18 protein-coding genes are annotated in these 19,599 nt (G+C 59.8%); 8 read left to right on the top strand and 10 right to left on the bottom strand.

Going from position 1 to position 19,599, the window contains the following annotated elements; all coding sequences use genetic code 11:
• Nucleotides 1-10 precede the first annotated feature (10 nt).
• Together AC1DF8_RS03460 and AC1DF8_RS03455 are read right to left on the bottom strand one after the other, a co-directional pair.
• Nucleotides 11-2,368: an EAL domain-containing protein gene (locus tag AC1DF8_RS03460; RefSeq protein ID WP_477994978.1), complete on the bottom strand. Its 2,358-nt coding sequence runs from the start codon at nt 2,366-2,368 to the stop codon at nt 11-13.
• 185 nt (nt 2,369-2,553) lie between these two features.
• A complete protein-coding gene (locus tag AC1DF8_RS03455; protein WP_112543567.1) occupies nt 2,554-3,165 on the bottom strand; it encodes a 50S ribosomal protein L25/general stress protein Ctc in 612 nt (203 codons plus the stop codon).
• Nucleotides 3,166-3,578: 413 nt separating this feature from the next.
• Here AC1DF8_RS03455 and AC1DF8_RS03450 point away from each other — a divergent pair, with 413 nt between their 5' ends.
• Together AC1DF8_RS03450 and AC1DF8_RS03445 are read left to right on the top strand one after the other, a co-directional pair.
• Nucleotides 3,579-6,368: a bifunctional diguanylate cyclase/phosphodiesterase gene (locus AC1DF8_RS03450; protein WP_477994977.1), complete on the top strand. Its 2,790-nt coding sequence runs from the start codon at nt 3,579-3,581 to the stop codon at nt 6,366-6,368.
• Nucleotides 6,369-6,425: 57 nt separating this feature from the next.
• Nucleotides 6,426-7,973: a hypothetical protein gene (locus AC1DF8_RS03445; protein WP_477994976.1), complete on the top strand. Its 1,548-nt coding sequence runs from the start codon at nt 6,426-6,428 to the stop codon at nt 7,971-7,973.
• A 267-nt stretch (nt 7,974-8,240) separates the two neighbouring features.
• Here the strand turns inward: AC1DF8_RS03445 and AC1DF8_RS03440 are convergent, their stop codons facing one another.
• The 6 genes from AC1DF8_RS03440 to lgt form a co-directional block, all read right to left on the bottom strand.
• Nucleotides 8,241-9,173, bottom strand: coding sequence for a ribose-phosphate pyrophosphokinase (locus AC1DF8_RS03440; protein ID WP_007824382.1), 933 nt, complete (start codon nt 9,171-9,173; stop codon nt 8,241-8,243).
• A gap of 105 nt (nt 9,174-9,278) precedes the next feature.
• Nucleotides 9,279-10,124: a hypothetical protein gene (locus AC1DF8_RS03435; RefSeq protein WP_477994975.1), complete on the bottom strand. Its 846-nt coding sequence runs from the start codon at nt 10,122-10,124 to the stop codon at nt 9,279-9,281.
• 103 nt (nt 10,125-10,227) lie between these two features.
• Nucleotides 10,228-11,379: a M24 family metallopeptidase gene (locus AC1DF8_RS03430; RefSeq protein ID WP_477994974.1), complete on the bottom strand. Its 1,152-nt coding sequence runs from the start codon at nt 11,377-11,379 to the stop codon at nt 10,228-10,230.
• A gap of 5 nt (nt 11,380-11,384) precedes the next feature.
• Nucleotides 11,385-12,179 carry a peptidoglycan editing factor PgeF gene (gene pgeF / locus AC1DF8_RS03425; RefSeq protein ID WP_477994973.1) on the bottom strand — a complete coding sequence of 265 codons (795 nt, stop codon included), beginning with the start codon at nt 12,177-12,179 and terminating at the stop codon, nt 11,385-11,387.
• 104 nt (nt 12,180-12,283) lie between these two features.
• Nucleotides 12,284-13,384 (bottom strand): class I SAM-dependent methyltransferase, encoded by a 1,101-nt coding sequence (locus AC1DF8_RS03420; RefSeq protein WP_113115258.1) that lies wholly within the window; start codon nt 13,382-13,384, stop codon nt 12,284-12,286.
• Between the two features lie 19 nt (nt 13,385-13,403).
• Nucleotides 13,404-14,255 carry a prolipoprotein diacylglyceryl transferase gene (gene lgt, locus AC1DF8_RS03415; RefSeq protein ID WP_477994972.1) on the bottom strand — a complete coding sequence of 284 codons (852 nt, stop codon included), beginning with the start codon at nt 14,253-14,255 and terminating at the stop codon, nt 13,404-13,406.
• 192 nt (nt 14,256-14,447) lie between these two features.
• On the opposite strand from lgt, the gene AC1DF8_RS03410 reads away from it, so the two are divergent.
• The 4 genes from AC1DF8_RS03410 to AC1DF8_RS03395 all read left to right on the top strand — a co-directional run bounded on the left by AC1DF8_RS03410 (nt 14,448) and on the right by AC1DF8_RS03395 (nt 16,789).
• Nucleotides 14,448-14,708: an accessory factor UbiK family protein gene (locus tag AC1DF8_RS03410; RefSeq protein ID WP_112543575.1), complete on the top strand. Its 261-nt coding sequence runs from the start codon at nt 14,448-14,450 to the stop codon at nt 14,706-14,708.
• 400 nt (nt 14,709-15,108) lie between these two features.
• Nucleotides 15,109-15,609: a type III secretion system chaperone family protein gene (locus AC1DF8_RS03405; RefSeq protein WP_112543576.1), complete on the top strand. Its 501-nt coding sequence runs from the start codon at nt 15,109-15,111 to the stop codon at nt 15,607-15,609.
• Nucleotide 15,610: 1 nt separating this feature from the next.
• Complete coding sequence (gene proC, locus AC1DF8_RS03400) at nt 15,611-16,438, top strand: pyrroline-5-carboxylate reductase (protein ID WP_112543577.1); 828 nt, start codon at nt 15,611-15,613, stop codon at nt 16,436-16,438.
• Nucleotides 16,439-16,447: 9 nt separating this feature from the next.
• Nucleotides 16,448-16,789, top strand: coding sequence for a tRNA-binding protein (locus tag AC1DF8_RS03395; protein ID WP_112972222.1), 342 nt, complete (start codon nt 16,448-16,450; stop codon nt 16,787-16,789).
• Between the two features lie 45 nt (nt 16,790-16,834).
• On the opposite strand, the gene AC1DF8_RS03390 is transcribed toward AC1DF8_RS03395, so the two are convergent.
• A complete protein-coding gene (locus tag AC1DF8_RS03390) occupies nt 16,835-17,404 on the bottom strand; it encodes a DUF1349 domain-containing protein (RefSeq protein WP_477994971.1) in 570 nt (189 codons plus the stop codon).
• A 2-nt stretch (nt 17,405-17,406) separates the two neighbouring features.
• Complete coding sequence (locus AC1DF8_RS03385) at nt 17,407-18,051, bottom strand: MBL fold metallo-hydrolase (protein WP_477994970.1); 645 nt, start codon at nt 18,049-18,051, stop codon at nt 17,407-17,409.
• Between the two features lie 279 nt (nt 18,052-18,330).
• On the opposite strand from AC1DF8_RS03385, the gene AC1DF8_RS03380 reads away from it, so the two are divergent.
• Together AC1DF8_RS03380 and AC1DF8_RS03375 are read left to right on the top strand one after the other, a co-directional pair.
• Nucleotides 18,331-18,948, top strand: coding sequence for a DUF1236 domain-containing protein (locus tag AC1DF8_RS03380; protein WP_112543581.1), 618 nt, complete (start codon nt 18,331-18,333; stop codon nt 18,946-18,948).
• 166 nt (nt 18,949-19,114) lie between these two features.
• Complete coding sequence (locus AC1DF8_RS03375; RefSeq protein WP_112543582.1) at nt 19,115-19,381, top strand: hypothetical protein; 267 nt, start codon at nt 19,115-19,117, stop codon at nt 19,379-19,381.
• Nucleotides 19,382-19,599 lie beyond the last annotated feature (218 nt).

Below are 19,599 nucleotides of genomic sequence, written 5' to 3'. Positions count from 1 at the left end.
TCTCGTCAATTCATGAAGCGCGCGCCACATCCGAGAGCGAGCTGCTCAATTCCTCGATCAGCCTGGCGGCGTTCTGCGGACGGTGGAACAGATAGCCCTGACCATAATCGAGGCCCATCTGGTGCAGGGTGCCGCATTCCTCCTCGGTCTCGATGCCTTCGGCAATCACGGTGCAGTTCATCTTGTGCGACAGCGTCGTGATGCCCTCGATCAGCATGCGGCTCTTCTGGCGCACGTCATCGTCAGCGTCATTGATGGCGCGGGTGAAGGACTGGTCGATCTTGATGATGTCGACCGGAAAACGATTGAGATAACTCAGCGACGAATACCCGGTACCAAAATCGTCAAGCGCGATGCGGCAACCGAAACGGCGCAGTTCCGTCACGATCATGCGGATCTGCGGGTTGTCGTGCATCAGCACCGCTTCCGTGATCTCGACGACGATACGATCCGGCAGAATGCTGTGGCGGCCGAGGATGGCGGCGAGGCGGGCGGCGAGCGCCGGCTCGAATTGCAGCGGCGAGAAATTGATGGCGAGATAGGTATTCTGCATGCCGGGCAGGCGAGAAATCTTCGCCAGATTGGCGATCGCCTTTTCCATGATGACATTGCCGACGCGAACGATCTTGGCAGTCTCTTCGGCCACGCTGATGATCTCGGCCGGCGGCATGAGACCCTTCTGCGGATGGTTGAGGCGCATCAGCGCCTCGAAGCCTGCGATGCCGCGGCCGTTGAGGTTCACGATCGGCTGGAGATAGGCCTCGAACCAGTCGTCGGCGAGGCCGGCTTCGATATGCGCTTCGATCTCGGCGCGCCGGCGGGCATGGTCGAGCATGCCGTTGTCGAAAATCCGTGCGCCGTTCTTGCCGTCGCGCTTCTTGGCATACATGGCCATGTCGGACTTCTGCAGCAGTTCGGCTGCCGTCGCAGCATGGCGCGGATAGATGGCGATGCCGACAGAGGCGCTGAGATGCATGTCCGGGCCGAAAGGGGTCTCGAAGATCGAAGCGATCTGGTCGCACATGGCGCGAGCGCGCTTCTCGGCATTCTTGGCGGGCAGCAGGATGGCGAATTCATCGCCGCCGAGACGGGCAGCTTCATCGGAGGGAGCAAGCAACGTCTTCAGCCGCTCGACGAGTTCGATGAGGGCCGCGTCGCCTGCGGCGTGGCCCATATTGTCGTTAATCCACTTGAAGCGGTCGAGGTCGACGAAGAGGCAGGCGAGTTCCTGATCGGCGGCATCGGCGGCTGCGATCTTGCTGTCGAGTACGGCTTCGAAGCCCTGGCGGTTCAACAGACCTGTCAGATGGTCCGATATCGCCTGGCGATGATTGCGGTCTTCGGAGGCCTTCAGTTCCGTCACATCGGTCATGACGGAGAGCGACTGACCTTCCTGTCCCTGGGTCGTCAGCGCCGACTCCATGATCAGGGCGTCCATGATGCGGCCGTCCATGCAGATGAACTTGACGGTGACGTCACCGGTGCCGTTCTCACGTTGGCTCTTGCGATTGACGAACTTGTCGCGGGTGAAGGAGGTCACGAGATCGGAGAAATTCCGGCCGATTACGGCGGCGCGGTGATAACCGGTTGCAAGCAGCCAATAGTCGCTGACGGCGGTGATGCGATCTTCGTCGTCGAGCGAGAAGAGCATGGCGGGCGTCAGGTCATAGATATCGGTGGTGCGGCGATGCGCGAGCTTCAGCTCGGTTTCCTCATTCTCGAGCTTCGTCTGCATTTCGTTGAAGCTCTGGGCGAGGCGGCCCATTTCGTCGTTCGACCGCCAGTCGACATGATGGCGGGAGCCGAGCTGGCGTGTCGCCTCGATTGCGGCCGTCAGGCGCATCAGGGGCTGGATGACGAAGATGCGGTTGCCGATGAGCGCGGTGGCGAAAACGGCCAGCACCGCGAAGATGAAGATCGAGACGAAAACGACCTCTTCCTGCTTCAGGCCGGAAAACAGGCCGAGTGCCGGATAGAAGACGGAAATGCTGCCGAGGTTTTTCGGCCCATCGACGGTGTTGTAGATGATGGCGCGTGATACCTGAACCAGCTTACCGTCGAATGACCTCGGAATGGTCGACTGGCTGACATCGAGCTGGCCGGATTGATCGCGCACTTCCACCTTAACGATGGCACCCTGCGAAACGACCGTCGCGCTGATCTGGGTTACGCTGTCGGCATCAAGATCCCAAAGCGGCTTGGCAAGCGCCTGGGCATTGGCAACAAGAAGAACGGAAATATGGTCGCGTATTTCCTTGTCGGCGCGTTCGGAGGAAAGGAAAAGAAAAAGAACAAAAAGGGGGGCTACAAAAACAAGCAGCGCGCCGCAAACAATCGCAAAAAATCTGTTCTCAACGGAATTATTCATGGTTCCGTTTGCTCCACGGGGTCGGAATATTCTGCGGTCACGCAGCAGGGCGGGGACTTCGCAACCAGCAGGAACATGCTTCCAYGAATGTGTTAAATGTTGCTGAAATGGGCCTTTTCCGGAAATGAAAAAGCCCGCTTTCCTCAGGGAAAACGGGCTTATGCTTTACAAATTGGTAGAAGCGATCAGGCTTCTGCTTCGCCTTCGGCAGCGGACTCGTCGATGCCTGCAGCCGGAGCAACGATCGTTGCGATCGTGAAGTCGCGATCGGCGATAGTGGGCGTAACGCCCTTCGGCAGCGTGACTTCCGAAATGTGGATGCTGTCGCCGATCTTGTGGCCGGAGAGGTCAACCGTGAAGAATTCCGGGATCGCGTTTGCCGGGCACTGAACTTCGACTTCGTGACGAACGATGTTCAGAACGCCGCCGACCTTGAGGCCCGGGGACTTGTCTTCGTTGACGAAGTGAACCGGGATTTCAACGGTAACCTGGGTGTTGCCAGATACGCGCAGGAAATCGACGTGCATCGTGAAGTCGCGGACCGGATCGAGCTGGTAGTCCTTCGGCAGAACCTGGTACTTCTTGCCGTCGACGTCGATGGTCGCAACGGTGGTCATGAAGCCACCGGCATGAATGCGCTTCGTCACCTCATTGGTGTTGATAGCGATGGAAATCGGGGCCTGCTTGTCACCATAGATGACAGCGGGAATAAAGCCGTTGCGGCGGAGTTCACGGGCGGACCCCTTACCAACCCGTTCGCGCGCCTCGGCCTTGAGCTCGTAAGTTTCGTGGCTCATGGCTAGTCCTTTCGAGGTTATTTGGAGAGCCCGCGGCGGGCAAAAAGCCTTGTGCCGTCGGACCGGAGGCGGGCGTGCCCGTCCTCATCCGCGTTGCCTCCAAGGGTGTCTACGCGGACGCGTGGCCTATAATATAAGTGTCACGGAAACGCAAGCGGTGACAGGCTCTGTCGAGAAGAGCATGTCGTCGGCCATATCCTGCCCATCGCGTCTTGCCGTAATACACCCGAAAAATCGCGCAATGCAATCGTTGGTATTGCGAGGGTGGCACCAAAACCACTGATAAGCTTTCGTTGTCCGGGCGTTAATCACAAAGTCGAACAGAAGGTTCCACTTTGCCTGCAAAGGCGCCGGATTATCCCTTCTTTAACGCGGTCAGATCGATGTCAGGCTTGAAAAGAATGGGTTTTCTCATGTTTGCGATCGCATACTGCCTGACATACCAACATGACCTGACGCTGGTTCTCCTGGCTGCCGCACTATGCCTTGTGTCCAATCTGGGAACGATCCTGTTCTTGAGAAGCGCTGGCAGGGCAAAAGGTGTGCCGCGCTGGATCTGGCTTTCCGTGGCCGGGGCAGCGGGCGGCTTCGGTATCTGGTCGACGCATTTCGTCGCGATGCTCGCCTATGATCCGGGCATCGTCGTCGGTTTTGATCGCGATCTGACGCTTATTTCACTCGGCGCGGCCTTTGCCTCCACTTTTGTGGCCGGCCTTGCTGCCGTGTCACTTGCGGGCTCCCAGGCCAATATTGCCGCGGGCCTGGCTTTTGGCGTCGGCGTCGCAGCCATGCATTTCATCGGCATGGCCGGACTCCAGGTTCCAGGGACCATCGTCTGGGATCGGTATCTCGTTGTCGTTGCGCTGATCATATCGGCGGCCATGGCGACCTGGGGATTTACGCTCACAAAGAACTGGAAGGGCTCGAACTGGAGCATTCTCTCTGCAGCGTCCGCACTATCACTCGGCATCGTCCTCATGCATTTCACCGCGATGGGGGCGCTGACGATTATCGAAGGAGGCGCAAACGCGATCGAGCCGCAGGCGCTTTCGAAGCCGTTTCTTCTGGCGACCATTCTTGCCGTATCGATCTCAATGCTCGCCTCGGGCATTTCGGCATCGATCATTGCGTTTCGCGCCGCCAGGCAGGCGAGTGCAAGCRAAACCAGGTTCGAGCTGCTCCTGCAGGGCGTGACAGATTACGCAATCTACATGCTCGACCCTTCAGGCATCGTGACGAACTGGAATACCGGGGCGGAACGCGCCAAGGGCTATAGCGCCGCTGAAATCGTCGGCCAGAGCTTCGCACGGTTCTACTCCGAAGAGGATCAGAAGAATGGTCTTCCGCAGCGTGCGCTCCAATCCGCTCTCGCCAACGGCAGATTTGAAGCGGAAGGGCTGCGTTTTCGCAGGGATGGATCCTCGTTCTGGGCACATGTCGTCATCCAACCCGTGTATGATGATGACCATCATCTCATCGGATACGTGAAGATTACCCGCGATATCACGCAGGCAAAGATCGACGGGGATCGGATCAGGGAAGTATCGAGGAACCTCGATCTGGCACTCGAGAACATGAGCCAGGGCATCTCGATGTTCGACCGCAATGAGCGGCTGATCCTCGCAAACGCCAGATATAGCCAGCTCTTCGGGTTTCCCGAGAATTTCATTCGCCCGGGCCTTGCCTATTCCGAGATCGTTCGCAGCGGCTATCAGATCGTCTTTGGCGATGGCGACGCCGCAGATACAAGGGCGACCGATCATTATCGCCGGCATATGGCGACCATGCGCTCCGGCCAGAAAACCCTAGTGCATCAGACGACGAGCGGTCGCTCGATTCTTGCGACATTCAACGTTCTGGCGGATGGCGGCTGGGTTACGACATTCGAAGACATTACCGAACGACTGGCACGCGAAGAGAAAATCGCGTTCATGGCCAAGCACGATGCGTTGACTGGCCTTCCTAACCGTCCCACGTTCAACGACTATCTCTCACATCAGCTGACAATCGCCAAAAGGCTGTCGAGCAAGGTTGCGGTGATTGGCATCGACCTGGACAAGTTCAAAGAAATCAATGACCAGATGGGTCATGTCGCAGGTGATTTCGTGTTGAGCACATTGGCCGCCCGCTTGAACGGAATCCTGCGCGACGAGGAGCTCGTCGCCCGACTTGGCGGCGATGAGTTCGCAGCCGTGAAGCGCTTCAACGACAGGGCAGAGCTTGACGACTTCGTTGCGCGGCTGGAAGCTACGCTCATGGAGAAGATGGATTTCGAGGGACACCATATCGTCCCCGGCGCCAGCGTTGGCGTCGCACTTTACCCCGAGGCCGGCGAAAATGCCGAAACGCTTCTCGCAAACGCAGATTTGGCCATGTATCGTGCAAAGCATGAGGTCGGGCGCAATGTCTGCTTCTATGAAGAATCCATGGATGAAGCGTCTCGTGACAGACGAAGGCTGGCGCGTGACCTCTGGACCGCGATCGAGCGTGACCAGATGTACCTTCACTATCAGGTGCAGAAGTCGGTCGCGACCGGCAAGACGACCGGCTACGAGGTACTGCTCAGATGGAACCATCCTGAACGCGGAAACATCTCGCCCGTCGATTTCATTCCGATTGCCGAAGAATGCGGCGCGATCGTGCCCATCGGAGAATGGGTCCTTCGCGAGGCATGCAGGGAAGCGGTCAGCTGGAAGGACGACATCAAGATCGCCGTCAATATTTCGCCCATCCAGATCGCCCATGCAAACATAGCCGAGCTCGTTCGCGCCGTGCTCCAGGAAACCGGCCTGCCGGCATCGCGGCTCGAACTTGAAATAACGGAGTCGTCGATCATCGTCGACAAGAGCAAGGCGCTGGTTGCAATGCGCGCGCTCAAGCAGCAGGGCGTCGCTATCGCCATCGACGATTTTGGAACAGGCTATTCGTCACTCGAGACCCTTCGCTCATTCCCCTTCGACAAGATCAAGCTCGATCGCAGCTTCATGAACGAAGTCGAGACGAGCCAGGAGGCGAAAGCGGTCATTCGGTCCATCCTGGCCCTCGGACGCGGGCTGTCGATTCCGGTGCTGGCGGAAGGCGTGGAAACGCTGAGCCAGCTCGAGCTGCTGACGTCGGAAGGATGCGATGAGGCTCAGGGCTACTACTTTGGCCGCCCGGCACGAATGGAAAAACAAGCCGCTGCACTCAACACTGCGGCTTGACACCGGAAGATATCCGATCTTCCTATGCCGCATTCAAAGCGGCTGAGGAGAGTACGGATGCGTCTCAAACTTGTCACCACGACGAGCATTATTGCCCTATCGCTGTTCGGGGCAGCGAATGCGGCTGAGATCAATCAGGATGGAGCCAACAAGCTTCGCGACAGCCTGACGAAAGTGTTGCCTGACGATTTTGCAAAGAGCGGTTTTCTAACCGTCAACCCGGCGGGTAGCCGATACGAGATCGTTTATGATTTCGCCAAGCTGCTCAGCAAGGTCGACACGACCAAGGTCGTGGTGAATGGCCTGACACCATGGTCGGTTTTTGCCACGCCGCTCGACAGCGGTCTGTGGAACCTTGAAGGCAATAACAGCTTCAATATCTCCGGCAACCTCAAGGGGCCGGATGACAAGGCCACGGATTTTACCTACTCGATAGCATCGATGGTCTATGACGGCGTTTTCGATCCTGCGATCGCCTATCTGCGCTCCGGCAATTTCAAGGCCACTGACATTCGCGTCACGTCAAAGTCCGATATGGACCAGGTCGACGCGACATTTGCGGGCATGGACTACCGGCTCGATTCGACCGACAGCGCCAGCGGTAATGGTCGTCTCGATTTCAAGGCCAACGGTTCGCTTTCCGCGCTGTCGGAGACCGTCACGAGCCCGCAGATGCCACCGGTCAACATCAAGGCGGATTCGATAGACTTCAACGCCGATGTCGCCAGCCTGCCGGCGAAGGAAATCCGCGATATCGTCTTCTTCATCCTGGAGCATATGGACGAGAAGGAACTGAGCAAGGAGGATGGCGAAAAGCTGAAATCGGTGCTCAAGGCATCGTTCCCGCTATTTTCCTCGCTCAATGAATCGATCACGGCGAACAACCTGACGGTCGGTACTGCCGCAGGTAACGGTGGCGCCAAGGCGTTCGGCTATAATTTCTCGATCGCCGGGCCGAGCGACGCCGTCCGGTTTGCCTTCGGTATGAACGCTGCAGATGTGACGCTCGATAGCCCTGTCGTGCCGGCGAGCTACCACGCCTTCCTGCCGAAGAGCATCGATATGCAGATCGCCGTCCCCGACATGGATTTTGCCGCTTTCGGCGACGAGTTCATGAAGATCGATTTCTCGGCCGGCAGCAATTCGGAGGAAAGCGGCAAGCAGGCGGCCGAAAAGCTTTTCCATGATGGTATGCTCGTCGTCGACTTGCCGAAGTTTACCGCGGTCTCCGACGTCTACGATATCGACGTCACCGGCAAACTGCTGGGCCGCATCGATACGCAGAAGGACTATTCGGTTCAGGCTTCGGTTCTTGCGCGCGATCTCGACAAGTCGATCGCCGCGATTCAGGAGCTTGCCAAGAGCGATCCGAACCTCCAGCAGGTCTCCTTCGGCATGATGATGGCCAAGGGCTTTGCCAAGACCGATCCGGATGGCCGCTCGCGCTGGGATATCAGCGTTGCCGGCGACGGTTCGGTGGCGGTCAACGGTCAGCAGATCAAGGGACCGGATGCCGAGGAACCAGATCAGAGCGAGGATCAGGATCAAGGGCAGGAACCCGATCAGGAACAGGAACAAGGTCAGGAGCCGGTACAGCCGCAATAAGGCATTCGGCTTTCAATCTGAAAATGAAAAGCCGGCTCCGTGCCGGCTTTTTTGATCCGGCACCGAAGGTCGAGGTCAAGTCAGCCTCTGGATGACGGTGGCGAAGGGCTTTACTCAAGAGGGAGATGGCCGTTCATTGTGGGCCGTTGTTCGACATCCGGATGGTTCTGTGACGGTGAACAATCAGCCCTTGATAGGGCTGAGTGAGACCGGACAGTAACAAGAATGCAAGCCGAAACAAAAGAGCCGGTCGAATACCGGCTCTTTTTAGTCGAAGAGGCTCGAGACGGACTCTTCCTGTGCCGTGCGGCTGATGGCTTCGCCGATCAGCGGTGCTGTCGTGACGACGCGGATGTTGTGGGCCGAGAGGACGGCCGTCGTTGGCTGGATCGAATCCGTGATGACGAGTTCGCGCAGCTTCGACGAGGTTACGCGGGTGACCGCGCCGCCGGAGAGCACGCCATGGGTGATGTAGGCGGTGACGCTGGAAGCGCCCTTGGCGAGCATGGCATCGGCGGCGTTGCAGAGCGTGCCGCCGGAATCGACGATGTCGTCGATCAACAGGCAATCCTTGCCGGTGATGTCACCGATAATGTTCATGACTTCGGATTCACCGGGCCGATCGCGACGCTTGTCGACGATGGCCAGAAGACAGTCCAGCCGTTTGGCGAGCGCGCGGGCGCGCACCACGCCGCCGACGTCAGGCGAGACGACCATGACGTTGCTGAGGTCATAATGGCTCTTGATGTCGCGCGTCAGTACGGGCAGGGCGAAGAGGTTGTCTGTCGGTATATCGAAGAAGCCCTGGATCTGACCGGCATGGAGGTCGAGCGTCATGACGCGGTCGGCGCCGGCTTCGGTAATCAGGTTTGCGACCAGCTTGGCGGAGATCGGGGTGCGGCCTGAGGCGCGACGATCCTGGCGGGCGTAGCCGAAATACGGCAGCACGGCGGTGATGCGGCGGGCTGACGAACGACGCATGGCGTCGATCATGATCAGCAGCTCCATCAGGTGGTCATTGGCAGGAAAGGCGGTCGGCTGCACGAGGAAGACGTCCTCGCCGCGGACATTTTCCTGGATTTCCACGAAGATTTCCTGGTCGGCAAACCTTCGGACACTGGCTTTCCCTAAGGGAACATTGAGATAGTTGCAGATCGCTTCGGCGAGTTGCCGGTTCGAATTGCCTGCGAAAACCTTCATCTTGGTCCGCCTGTTATGCGCTGATAGCCGCGCTTTTTAGCCAGCTTCCCGGTGAATGCAAGGGCTAAGGCATCACATACTTTTATATTTATAAAAAGCTTGTGACTAACCGCCCTGGCTTTGCCGCCAGGATGTAAATTCCGAAATCGTTTTGGAGGCGATCTGCTGCATCACGGAGGCGGGCACGCCGGCCCAGGGATCGGTTGCCGCCGTCGGCACGCTTTCCTGTCCCTGAATGCGGTGCAGCCGGCCGCCGGCATTGTCCAGCACATCCCAGACATAGACCACGGTGACCTTGCCTTCGTCGCTGAAGGCGGAGAGGTAACCCTTCAGAATATAGTCGCTGCTGGTGTCGTTGGAACTCTTGATGGCAAGGCCATGGGCGCGGGCTTCCGTCCCGAGCTGGCGGGACAGCGGGGTCACGGCCTGCACCGGCGCACCGATGATGGGCAGGAAGCGCACGGTATTGCCGCGCGCCGACGTCGATGAAGAAACGGACGGATCAAGCGCTGCCGTCTGTGTCGGCTGACGCGACGGCGGTTGTTCGGCAGCGACGGTAGGTGGCGCAAGCGACCCGCTTTCGATCGGTCCGGACGCAGCGGGCGAAGAGCCGTTGCGGGACAGCGCATCGGCTTGGGCCTGCATGGTCGTCGGCGGAGCGCCGGTGCCGGGCCGGTAGGTCTGCGCCTGATAATCCGGCTGGGTCGGATATGTCTGCTGGCTATAGGCTGGCGTATAGCCGTTCCGACGGGGTGCAGCTGGAAATGTCTGCTGCGGCGCTCCGGCCATACGCTCGGCTTCGCCCTGCGTCACCGGTGTGGATGAGCGCTGGTCCGTCGAGGAGTGGCCGATTTCCATCGGCGGCGTGAGCGTCAATGCATCGGTCGTGTTGCAAGCAGAAAGCAAGGCAAGACAGATCAGGAGCGTGGGCGCAGTCGCAACTCGCGTCATCCCTCGGTTCGTCCCTTCCCACGTCAGCATCAGCCCCGTGCGAATTTATGGGGGTGGGGGGACCTGTCTGTCAATTCCGGATTCTTGCCGGTGATTGCAGAACTTAGGCGCCGATGAAATCCAGCGGATGGCGTGAAAGCGCACGCGGGCCTTCATCTGTCGTCAGATAGGTCTGTCCGAGCGTCATGGCCGTACCTGTATCGGAATCGGCGATGATCATGTGCACGAAGAGCGACATGTTGGGCTCGATCGGCTGCGGATTGCCTGCATGGAACATCTGATGCTCCATCCAGGAGGGCGAGAAACGGGCTCCCAACGAATAGCCGCAGGCATTGAGGCGATGGCGGGCGAGGCCGCGCTCGTCCATGATCCTTGCATGCATGTCGAAGACATCGCCGAAGGTGTGGTCGGGCTTCAACACGGTCTCGATCGCCTGGATCGTCTCGAGGCAGGCATTGTAGAGCTCGCGGTGGCGGTGTGTCGGCTCGCCGATGACGATCGTGCGCATCATGGCGGCATGATAATGCGCGTAGGCGCCGGCCCATTCGAGTGTCAGCTGGTCATTGGCATCGAGCTTGCGACGGCCAGATTTGTAGCGGCAGAGCAGGGCGTCGGCGCCTGAACCGATGATGAATTCGTTGGCCGGATAGTCGCCACCACCGGTGAAGACCGCGCCTTGCATGGCCGCAAGAATATCGGCTTCGTCGGCGCCAGGCTTGGCCAGGCCGATCGCAGCATCCAGCGCGTCGTCGGCCAGCACGGCCGCGTGCTCGACATAGGCGATTTCGGTCGGGCTCTTGATGAGGCGCAGGCGGCTGACGAGGTAGGAGGCGTCGCTGAGCTGGCCGAAGGTCGTCAACTGCGCGTCGACCAGCCGGGCGACGCGGCCGGTCATGCCATGCGTGTCATATTCGACGCCGATACGGGCGCCGAGCAGGTCCATTTCGACCAGCAGATTCTTGAGATCCATCGTCGGGTCGGCGTTGACGCGATCGACCCAGACATGGATGTCCTCGATAACGGAGGTGTGCCGGGCCTGGCGCAGGTCGGCCGAGCGGGTAAGGAGCGCCATGGTGCCGTCAGCCTTGACGACCAGCGTCTGGAAGAAGCAGTAGCCGAAGGTGTCGTAGCCGGTCAGCCAGTACATGCTCTCCTGTGCAAAAAGCAGCAGCGCATCGAGCTTTTCTTCCTTCATCTTGTCCGTCAGGCGGGCGAGGCGGCTGGCGAATTCAGCCGGTTCGAAATGAAGTGCCATGCTGCTTACATCTCCGTTATGCTTATCGCCGAAATCTGGCGGCCGTAATCCGGCTCCTTTTTATGTGTGGTCCGGCGATAGGAAAAAAAGCGCTCGCTATCGGGATAAGTGCAGACACCCAGGCTTTCGGCGCGCACGCCGGCGTTTTTCAGCCGTTCGACGGTCAGTGCCGGCAGATCGAACATTGCGTGGCCCGCTGACTGGGAGGGGACGAAGTAGCGTTCGTAGGTCGGATCATAGGCAAGGAAGCGCTCGACGAATTCCGGGCCGACCTCGTAACTTGCCTGGCTGATCGAGGGGCCGAGGCAGGCGACGATGTTGTCCCTGGTCGCGCCAAGGGCCTCCATGGCATCGATGGTGTTTTCAAGCACGCCGGTCAGCGCGCCTTTCCATCCGGCATGGGCCGCGCCGATGACCCGACTTTCCGGATCGGCAAACAGGATCGGGCCGCAATCGGCCGCAAGCACGCCGAGCGCGATGCCCGGTGTTGCCGTGACCATGGCATCTGCCTGCGGCCGGTCGCCATCATAGTCCGGTCCGATTGTGACGACATCGGGGGAATGGACCTGATGGACCGTCGCCAGCCGCTCGACCGGCAGGCCGAACCAGGCGGCGACGCGTCTGCGGTTCTCCTGCACATTTTCGCGCTCGTCATGCGAGCCAAGGCCGACATTGAGGCCGCGATAGATTCCCTGGGAAACGCCGCCCGCACGGGTGAAATAGCCGTGGCGGATCGTGCTGCCGGCCGCTTCGTTCAGCAGCGCGCTTTCGATCGGTGCCGGAGAGTCCGCATCTGTCATGTGATATTCCGGTTTTTTGGAGAGGGATCGACGTCGTCTCCGCCGGCTCTTGTCCGGCGAAGCACTGTCATTTGCCTGGATGTTGGCGAGCGCGACGTTGTCTGTCAATCCACCGGGCGGAACGGCATCAGGTCGATTGCCGGATGCGAGACGGCCAGCACCTTGAAAAGTTCGCCCATGCGGCCTTCCCCAGCTCCTGCCAAACGGTCGACGGCGCTCTGGATAATCTGCTGCGTATGCGGCTCGCGGTCGCGGCCGAGTGCGGCGGCGCGCTCAAGGATGCCTAGGCCGGTCAGGAAATCGCCCTGATGCAGCGCGCCGTTGATGTGGAGACCGGCGGACGCGGCCGTTTCGGCGAGCTGCTGGAAATCGACGTGGCTTGTGAGGTCCGCTTCGCCGGGATGGGCAAGCGGCGGATCAAACTCATGCATGCGCACGGCCTGCAGCGTATCGCCGAAGCCGGTGACAAGGTGTCCGTAGTCGATTGCGAGCGCCGTGCCGCTGAAGGCCCGCAGCCTTTCGCAGACGGCACTCATGACCGCCTGACGGGCAGGCGAAATCTCAAAGAGCGTGCCGACGGGAACATTCTGCGCGGGCTCCGGCAGCAGCGCCGGATCAATGCCGGCGACGCCGGCGGCAAACATCAGCTCGCCATCGGCATCGAGACCGACCATGCGTTCACGGAAGCCGGTCGACGTGCGGATGAACTGGCGGATCGGGATCGCGTCGAAGAGTTCATTGGCGACCATCAGGGTAAAGCCCGGCGGTACTTCGTCGAAGCCGGCATGCCAGCTGATCTTGCCGTCATAGGCTTCCAGCGCCTGGCTCTGGACATCGCGCAGGCGTTCGCTGGTTTCGACGAGATGGATCGTCATGTTGTCGAAGAGCGGCGGAGCGATGCGTGAAATCACACGCAGCATATCCGCCATCATCGTACCGCGGCCCGGACCGATCTCGACCAGGCGAACGCCTGCCGGCGTTGAATGGCGCTGCCAGGCGTGAACGACGAAAACGCCGATCATTTCACCGAAGAGCTGGCTGACTTCAGGCGCGGTGACGAAATCGCCGGAGCGGCCGAAGGGTTCGCGGGTGCGATAATAGCCGTGTTCGGGATCGGCCAGGCAAAGCGAAAAGTAGTCGGTGACGCTGATCGGCCCGTTTGCCTGGATGATCGTCTTGATCTTTTCGCCCAAAGCGGTGGTCATGGCAACAATTCCGGTAGCTTCAGTGCTGCAAGGCAGCGGCCTGTCGGCAGGCGCGGAAGATCGCCCAAAGGCCGAGCAGGATCATCGGGGACGACAGGACCATTCCCATCGTCAGCCAGTTCGTTCCCAGCAGGTAGCCGAGCTGCGCATCCGGCTCGCGAAAGAATTCCACGAAGATACGCGAGAGCGCGTAGCCGCAGACGAAGACGCCGGTGATCAAGCCGGGGCTTTTCAGCGCCTTGGTGCCATAGACGAGGGCGGCAAGGACGAGGAGCAGCACGATACCTTCAAGGCCGGCTTCGTAGAGCTGGCTCGGATGGCGGGCAAAAGGGCCTCCCGTCGGAAAGACCACTGCCCACGGCACATCCGTCAGCCGGCCCCAGAGCTCACCATTGATGAAATTGGCGATACGGCCGAAAAACAGGCCGCAGGGCACGACAGTCGCGACGATATCGAAAAGGTTCCAGATCGGAATGTGGTTGCGGCGAGCAAAGAGGATCATGGCGATCGTCGTGCCGGCCAGGCCGCCATGGAAGGACATGCCGCCGTTCCAGATCTGCACGGCGCGGATCGGATTTTCAATAATGGCGCCGAGGTCATAGAAAAGGATGTAGCCGATGCGGCCGCCGAGAACGATGCCGAGTGCGGCCCAGACGATGAAGTCGTCGAGCTGGGCCCTTGTTATTGGCGATTTATTGTCCGGCCAGAGCGCATCGTTTGCCGCGATACGCCGGGCATAGGCCCAGCCAAGCAGGATGCCGGCGACATAGGCCAGGCCGTACCAATGAATCGCCAGCGGGCCGATCGAAAAAGCGATCGGATCGATATCAGGGAAAGGCATTATAGCAAGAAGATCAGCGGCTATCGGCAAGGTTTTCCCACCCGTTGAGATGCGCGGAACATGACCCTGCGATCTCTGGGGGTCAAGTGCATTGTTCGTCACGGCCCTGCGCGCAAGGGCTTATCCCGTGTAAAGCGCTTGCATCCTTAACGTCGAAGCCCTACCTCCATTTCAGAGGCCGCAGGGCCAGACATCCACGTCGTGCGAAGGGAGAAATACGCCATGACGACCGGAACGAACCGCATCATGGATGAATTCGCCAAGCTGATGACCGATGCGGCAGGGGCCGCGCAGGGCGTGCGCAAGGAAGTCGAAACCGCTTTCAACGCCCATGCCGAGCGCTGGCTGAACAGCATGGATGTCGTCAAGCGCGAGGAATTCGAAGCCGTGCGCGAAATGGCTATCAAGGCCCGGGACGAGAACGAGGCGCTCGCCGCCCGCATAGCTGTGCTCGAAGCCAAGCTCGCCGCAAAGGGCAAGTGATCTCAGCTTAAAGAAGATGCTGTATAAGGTGCGGCGTGGCCCATATGTAACATGCCGCATCCTCGATAAAAAAATCGGGTGTGATTTTTCACCTGTGGACACTGCCAAAAAAGCCAATGGGCAGAGTCTTTTACCTCCCCCGCTGAATCTGATTCCATAAGTGCTTTCCACAGCAGGTCCGGCCAAATTTCCGTGAAGGGGGCTGGCAGGCCGCGAGGCCCATTATAGACTGATTTTAAATGATGATTCGAAGCGAATGGTAAGCTCCGGGCAGGTTCACTGCGTTAGTCTGGCAGCGGTTCAACGATCATCCCCAGTGGTTGTTTCCGGTATTGCGTGTGTCTCGTTTTGTGTTTTTCACGAAGTTAGGCCGCATTCATTCCGGTCAAGAAGGTGCTGCATGAGCCTTATGGAATTGGAAGTCGAACGCCAGTCGAACCCGGTCGACATGATCGAGTACGTGGCTTCAAACAATGACTGGGCCTTCGAGCGCTCCGGCGAAGACGAGATCGCGATGACGGTCGAGGGCCGCTGGGCCGACTATCACGTCTCCTTCTCCTGGATGGAGGAATTCGAAGCGCTGCATCTCGGCTGCGCCTTCGACATCCGGGTTCCTGAAATCAGGGTCAACGAGGTGGTGAAGCTGCTCTCGGCGATCAACGGCCAGGTGCTGATGGGTCATTTCGACCTGTGGCGCCAGGAAGATGTCGTCATCTTCCGCCAGTCGCTGCTGCTTGCCGGCGGTGCCGAGCCCACCAATCGTCAGGTCGAGGTGCTGCTTTCGAGTGCACTCGACACCTGCGAGGCCTATTATCAGGCTTTCCAGTTCGTCGTCTGGTCCGGCATGGAAGCCAACAAGGCGATGGAGGCCGTACTCTTCGAAACTGTCGGCGAGGCGTAACATGCCTGCGATTACCTTTTCCGCTACCAATCCGGTCGTCCTCATCGGGGCCGGCAATATGGGCGGAGCGATGCTTTCGGGCTGGCTGAAGAGCGGAGTTCCGGGCTCTGCTGTCGTCGTTGTCGATCCTGGCCCGTCGCCGGCGATGATGTCGACGATTGCCGATGCCGGCGCCGCGCATGTCACTGCCGCTCCGGCCGATCTTAAAGCCGGCGTCTTATTTCTTGCGGTGAAGCCGCAGGTGATGGAGGCCGTGCTTCCCACAGTCAAGAGTGTCGTCGGGCCTCAGACAGTGGTGGTTTCGGTCGCGGCCGGCAAGACGCTGGCCTTTCTTGAAAAGCATCTCGGCGAGGCGGCGATGGTGCGCGCCATGCCGAACACGCCTGCCATGATCGGGCGCGGCGTGACGGGCGCCTTTGCCAACGCGCGTGTCAGCGCCGAACAGCGCGATGGCGTCAATGCGCTTCTTCGTGTCTCCGGTCCTGTCGAATGGGTGCCTTCCGAATCCGATATCGATTCCGTGACGGCAGTCTCCGGCAGCGGGCCTGCTTATGTATTCTATCTCGTCGAGTGCATGGCAGAAGCAGGCCGCAAACTTGGCCTGCAGGCGGACCTTGCCATGCGTCTTGCGCGGGAAACTGTGGCGGGGGCTGGTGAGCTGCTGCACCAGTCCCCCGACGACGCTGCGCGCCTGCGCCAGAATGTGACCTCTCCCGGCGGTACGACCGCTGCCGCTCTTTCCGTGCTGATGGCGGAAGACGGTATGCAGCCGCTGTTCGACCAGGCGCTTGCGGCAGCTCGCAAACGCGCCGAAGAACTCGCCGGCTGAGAGGCGGTCATGGCCGAAGAGATAAGCTTTGGAGATTTCGAGCGCGTCGACATTCGTGTCGGCACGATCATCGAGGCAAATCCATTTCCGGAAGCACGAAAGCCGGCGATCAAGCTTCTGATCGATTTCGGCTCCGAGATCGGCGTCAAGAAATCTTCGGCGCAGATCACGGTTCATTATTCGCCGGAACGGCTCGTCGGGCGACAGGTGCTCGCCGTCGTCAATTTTCCGCCGCGGCAGATCGGTCCGTTCCGCTCGGAAGTGCTGACACTCGGTTTTGCCGATGAGAAGGGCGATATCGTCCTTGCCGCGGTCGAGCGGCCGGTGCCGAATGGCCAGAAGCTGATGTAAGCGGTCAGACTTCCCTATCGTCGACCGGCATCGCGGCAAGCAGCCTCAGTGAATGTCGCGCGAGAGCGGATCGCCCAACGTGAAATCGTGAAAGACGGCTTCGAAGCCGGCACGCTGCGGTGAACAGAAGACCGGGCCAACCAGCACCTCCTCAAGGGCCGGATCGAACCAGGCGAGGCGGGCCATGCGCCATTCGTCCATAGTGTCCGTACTGTACTGAATGAACAGGGCGTCGCCGTTGCGGGTGGCGCGGATCGATATGGCATCGAAATCATGGCCGATGCGGAAAGCCGACCAGTCTGAATTGCCGTTGGTAACCACGGTGCTGAAGTGCCTGGCCCCATCGGTATATTCGATGCCGCATTTCATCCAGTGCTTCTCATCGGCGCGGATCATCAGGCCGGCCTGATCGTAAAGCGCTTCGTAATTGCCGGAGAAGGTAATCTCGGCGGTGAAGTCACCCTTGCGGCTTTCATGCAAGAAGTGACCATCGTCGCGATGGAAGCCGTAATAGGTGCCCTGCCAGAAATCGGTCTTTTCGCCGGAGCGGACATGGAGCGCGCCGTCGCGCTCTTCAAAGAAGGGCGGCGGGTTCAGCCAGCTCATATGCTTCATGATCAGATCTCCTTCAGGAAGGGATTTTCACGGCGTTCATCACCGATGCGGCTACCCGGTCCATGGCCGCAGATGAAGCCGACATCGTCGCCGAGCGGCAGCACCTTGCCCCTGATGGAGTCCAGAAGCTGGCGATGATTGCCGCCGGGCAGGTCTGTGCGGCCGATCGAGCCGTTGAAGAGCACATCGCCGAGATGGGCGAATTTCTGGGCACGGTTGAAATAGATGACGTGGCCCGGCGCATGGCCCGGCGTGTGATAGACCTCGAATTCGTGAGAGCCGAAGGAGATCTTGTCTCCATCCTTCAGCCAGCGGTCGGGCACGACGTTCTGCAGGCCCTCGACGCCATATTTCGCGGCCTGAGTTTCGATGCGCTGCAGGAGCGGCAGGTCGTCCTCGTGGGGGCCGACGATATCGACGCCGAGCTTTTCCTTCAGTTCCTTGGCGCCGCCGGCGTGGTCCAGATGGCCGTGGGTCAGCCAGATTTCCTTGATCTTCAGGCCGTGCTCCTCGATTACCCCGACAATAACCGGGACGTCGCCACCGGGATCGACGACCACCCCTTCCTTCGTATCGGGATCGAAGAGAATGGTGCAGTTCTGCTGGAAGGGGGTTACCGGAATGATGCCGGCCTGGAGCATGCCCATGAATGCCTCGTTTCGTCTTTTCAATCGCCTGTCTCTATAGGCGCAATTGCGGTCGAAGGCAGCCGGAATTTTCGGCGTGGTTCACGCGGAAACGACAGGTCGCAACAGGAATTTATCGGGTTCGGGAGAGTGGCGCGGCACTCGCACATGGACGCTTTCTGAAGCGATTTCAAATGTTTGCCGCTGTCTTCTTTACGCCATTCTTCCGCCTTGCCTGATGCCGCGGAACAACCACGCAACCCGCGCGTTGTCAGCCCATCGCAACAAGGAGACCTTACAATGACCTTGAAGAGAAACCTTTTGCTGGCAGGCGCCTTTCTGGCTGCGAGTGCCGGCCTTGCTCAGGCGGAGATGGTGGCGACGTCCATCAACGACCTGAACATCCGTTCGGGGCCCGGTCCGCAATATCCGTCCGTCGGTCTTGCCACGCGTGGCTCGACCGCTGTTCTCGATGGCTGCATCGAAGGCAGCCGCTGGTGCCGCGTCGATGTGAATGGCGTGCGCGGCTGGGTCTATGCCGAATATCTGCAGGTCGATCAGGGCGGTTCTCCCGTCATCGTAGAGCAGCATCGCGGCGATCTCGGTGTGCCTGTGGTGACCTATGAGACAACCGCCAGCGTCGTGCCGGCAGAGCCGATGCCTGCACCAGGCGACGAACTCATTGGCCCGGTCGGCTCGGTCGAGACCATCACGCCACCGGAGGAAGTCCGCACCTATATCGACACGACGCCGGGGCAGGCGGTACAGCTTGGCGGTGATGTGGTCGTCGGCGCCGAAGTGCCCGCGGACGTAACCTTCCAGACGATTCCGGATTACCAGTATCGCTACGTGCGCATCAACGATCGACCGGTGCTGGTCGATCCGGGCACGCGCCGCATCGTCTACGTCTATCAATAAGCGGCAGAAGTGACAGGCGGCCTTTGGGTCGCCTTTCTCACATGTCACAGCTCCCGCGTGGGTTGTTATGTATCTCTACTTCCTCTCTGGAATATGATAATATTCTAACATGTCATCCGGTGATGGCATGAGTCGGCGATCGGGGAGATCGCCAGAGGAGGAAATGATGGAAGCTCTACTTCCGCTCATCACACAAGTGATTGCAGGGGCAGTCGGCGGCAATGCTGCGAGCGCCGCACTGAAACAGACGGCGATCAACGTCGTTGCTCGAACGATTGCGGGCGCAATTGGCGGTATTGGCGGCGGCATGCTGCTCAGCATGCTCGGCGGTGAAGCTGCAGCGACCGGGCTGATCGCCGACGGTATCGGCGGGCTGATCGGCGGCGGCATCCTTTCGACGCTTGCCGGGCTGGTCATGGCCAAGGCACGCTGACGGTTCGGCACGCCCGACGCAGGACAACCAAATGGCCCGTGGACGACACGTCTGGCTGGGCTGTCATGATTGGCGAATGATTTATTCGGCAGCGATTGCCGCGGCCGGATAGATTTCCTCCATGGGTTGCTCCTCAAGCGTTCGGAGATGGTCGCCGGCGCGATGCTACAACCGATTCCGGATACGGGAGTAATTTCCGCGCCCGTAGGACGCATCCG

Source organism: Rhizobium sp. 05N49, assembly GCF_056396805.1.
The sequence above is the reverse complement of the archived record's forward strand: the minus strand, read 5'-3'. Positions and strand labels throughout refer to the sequence as shown.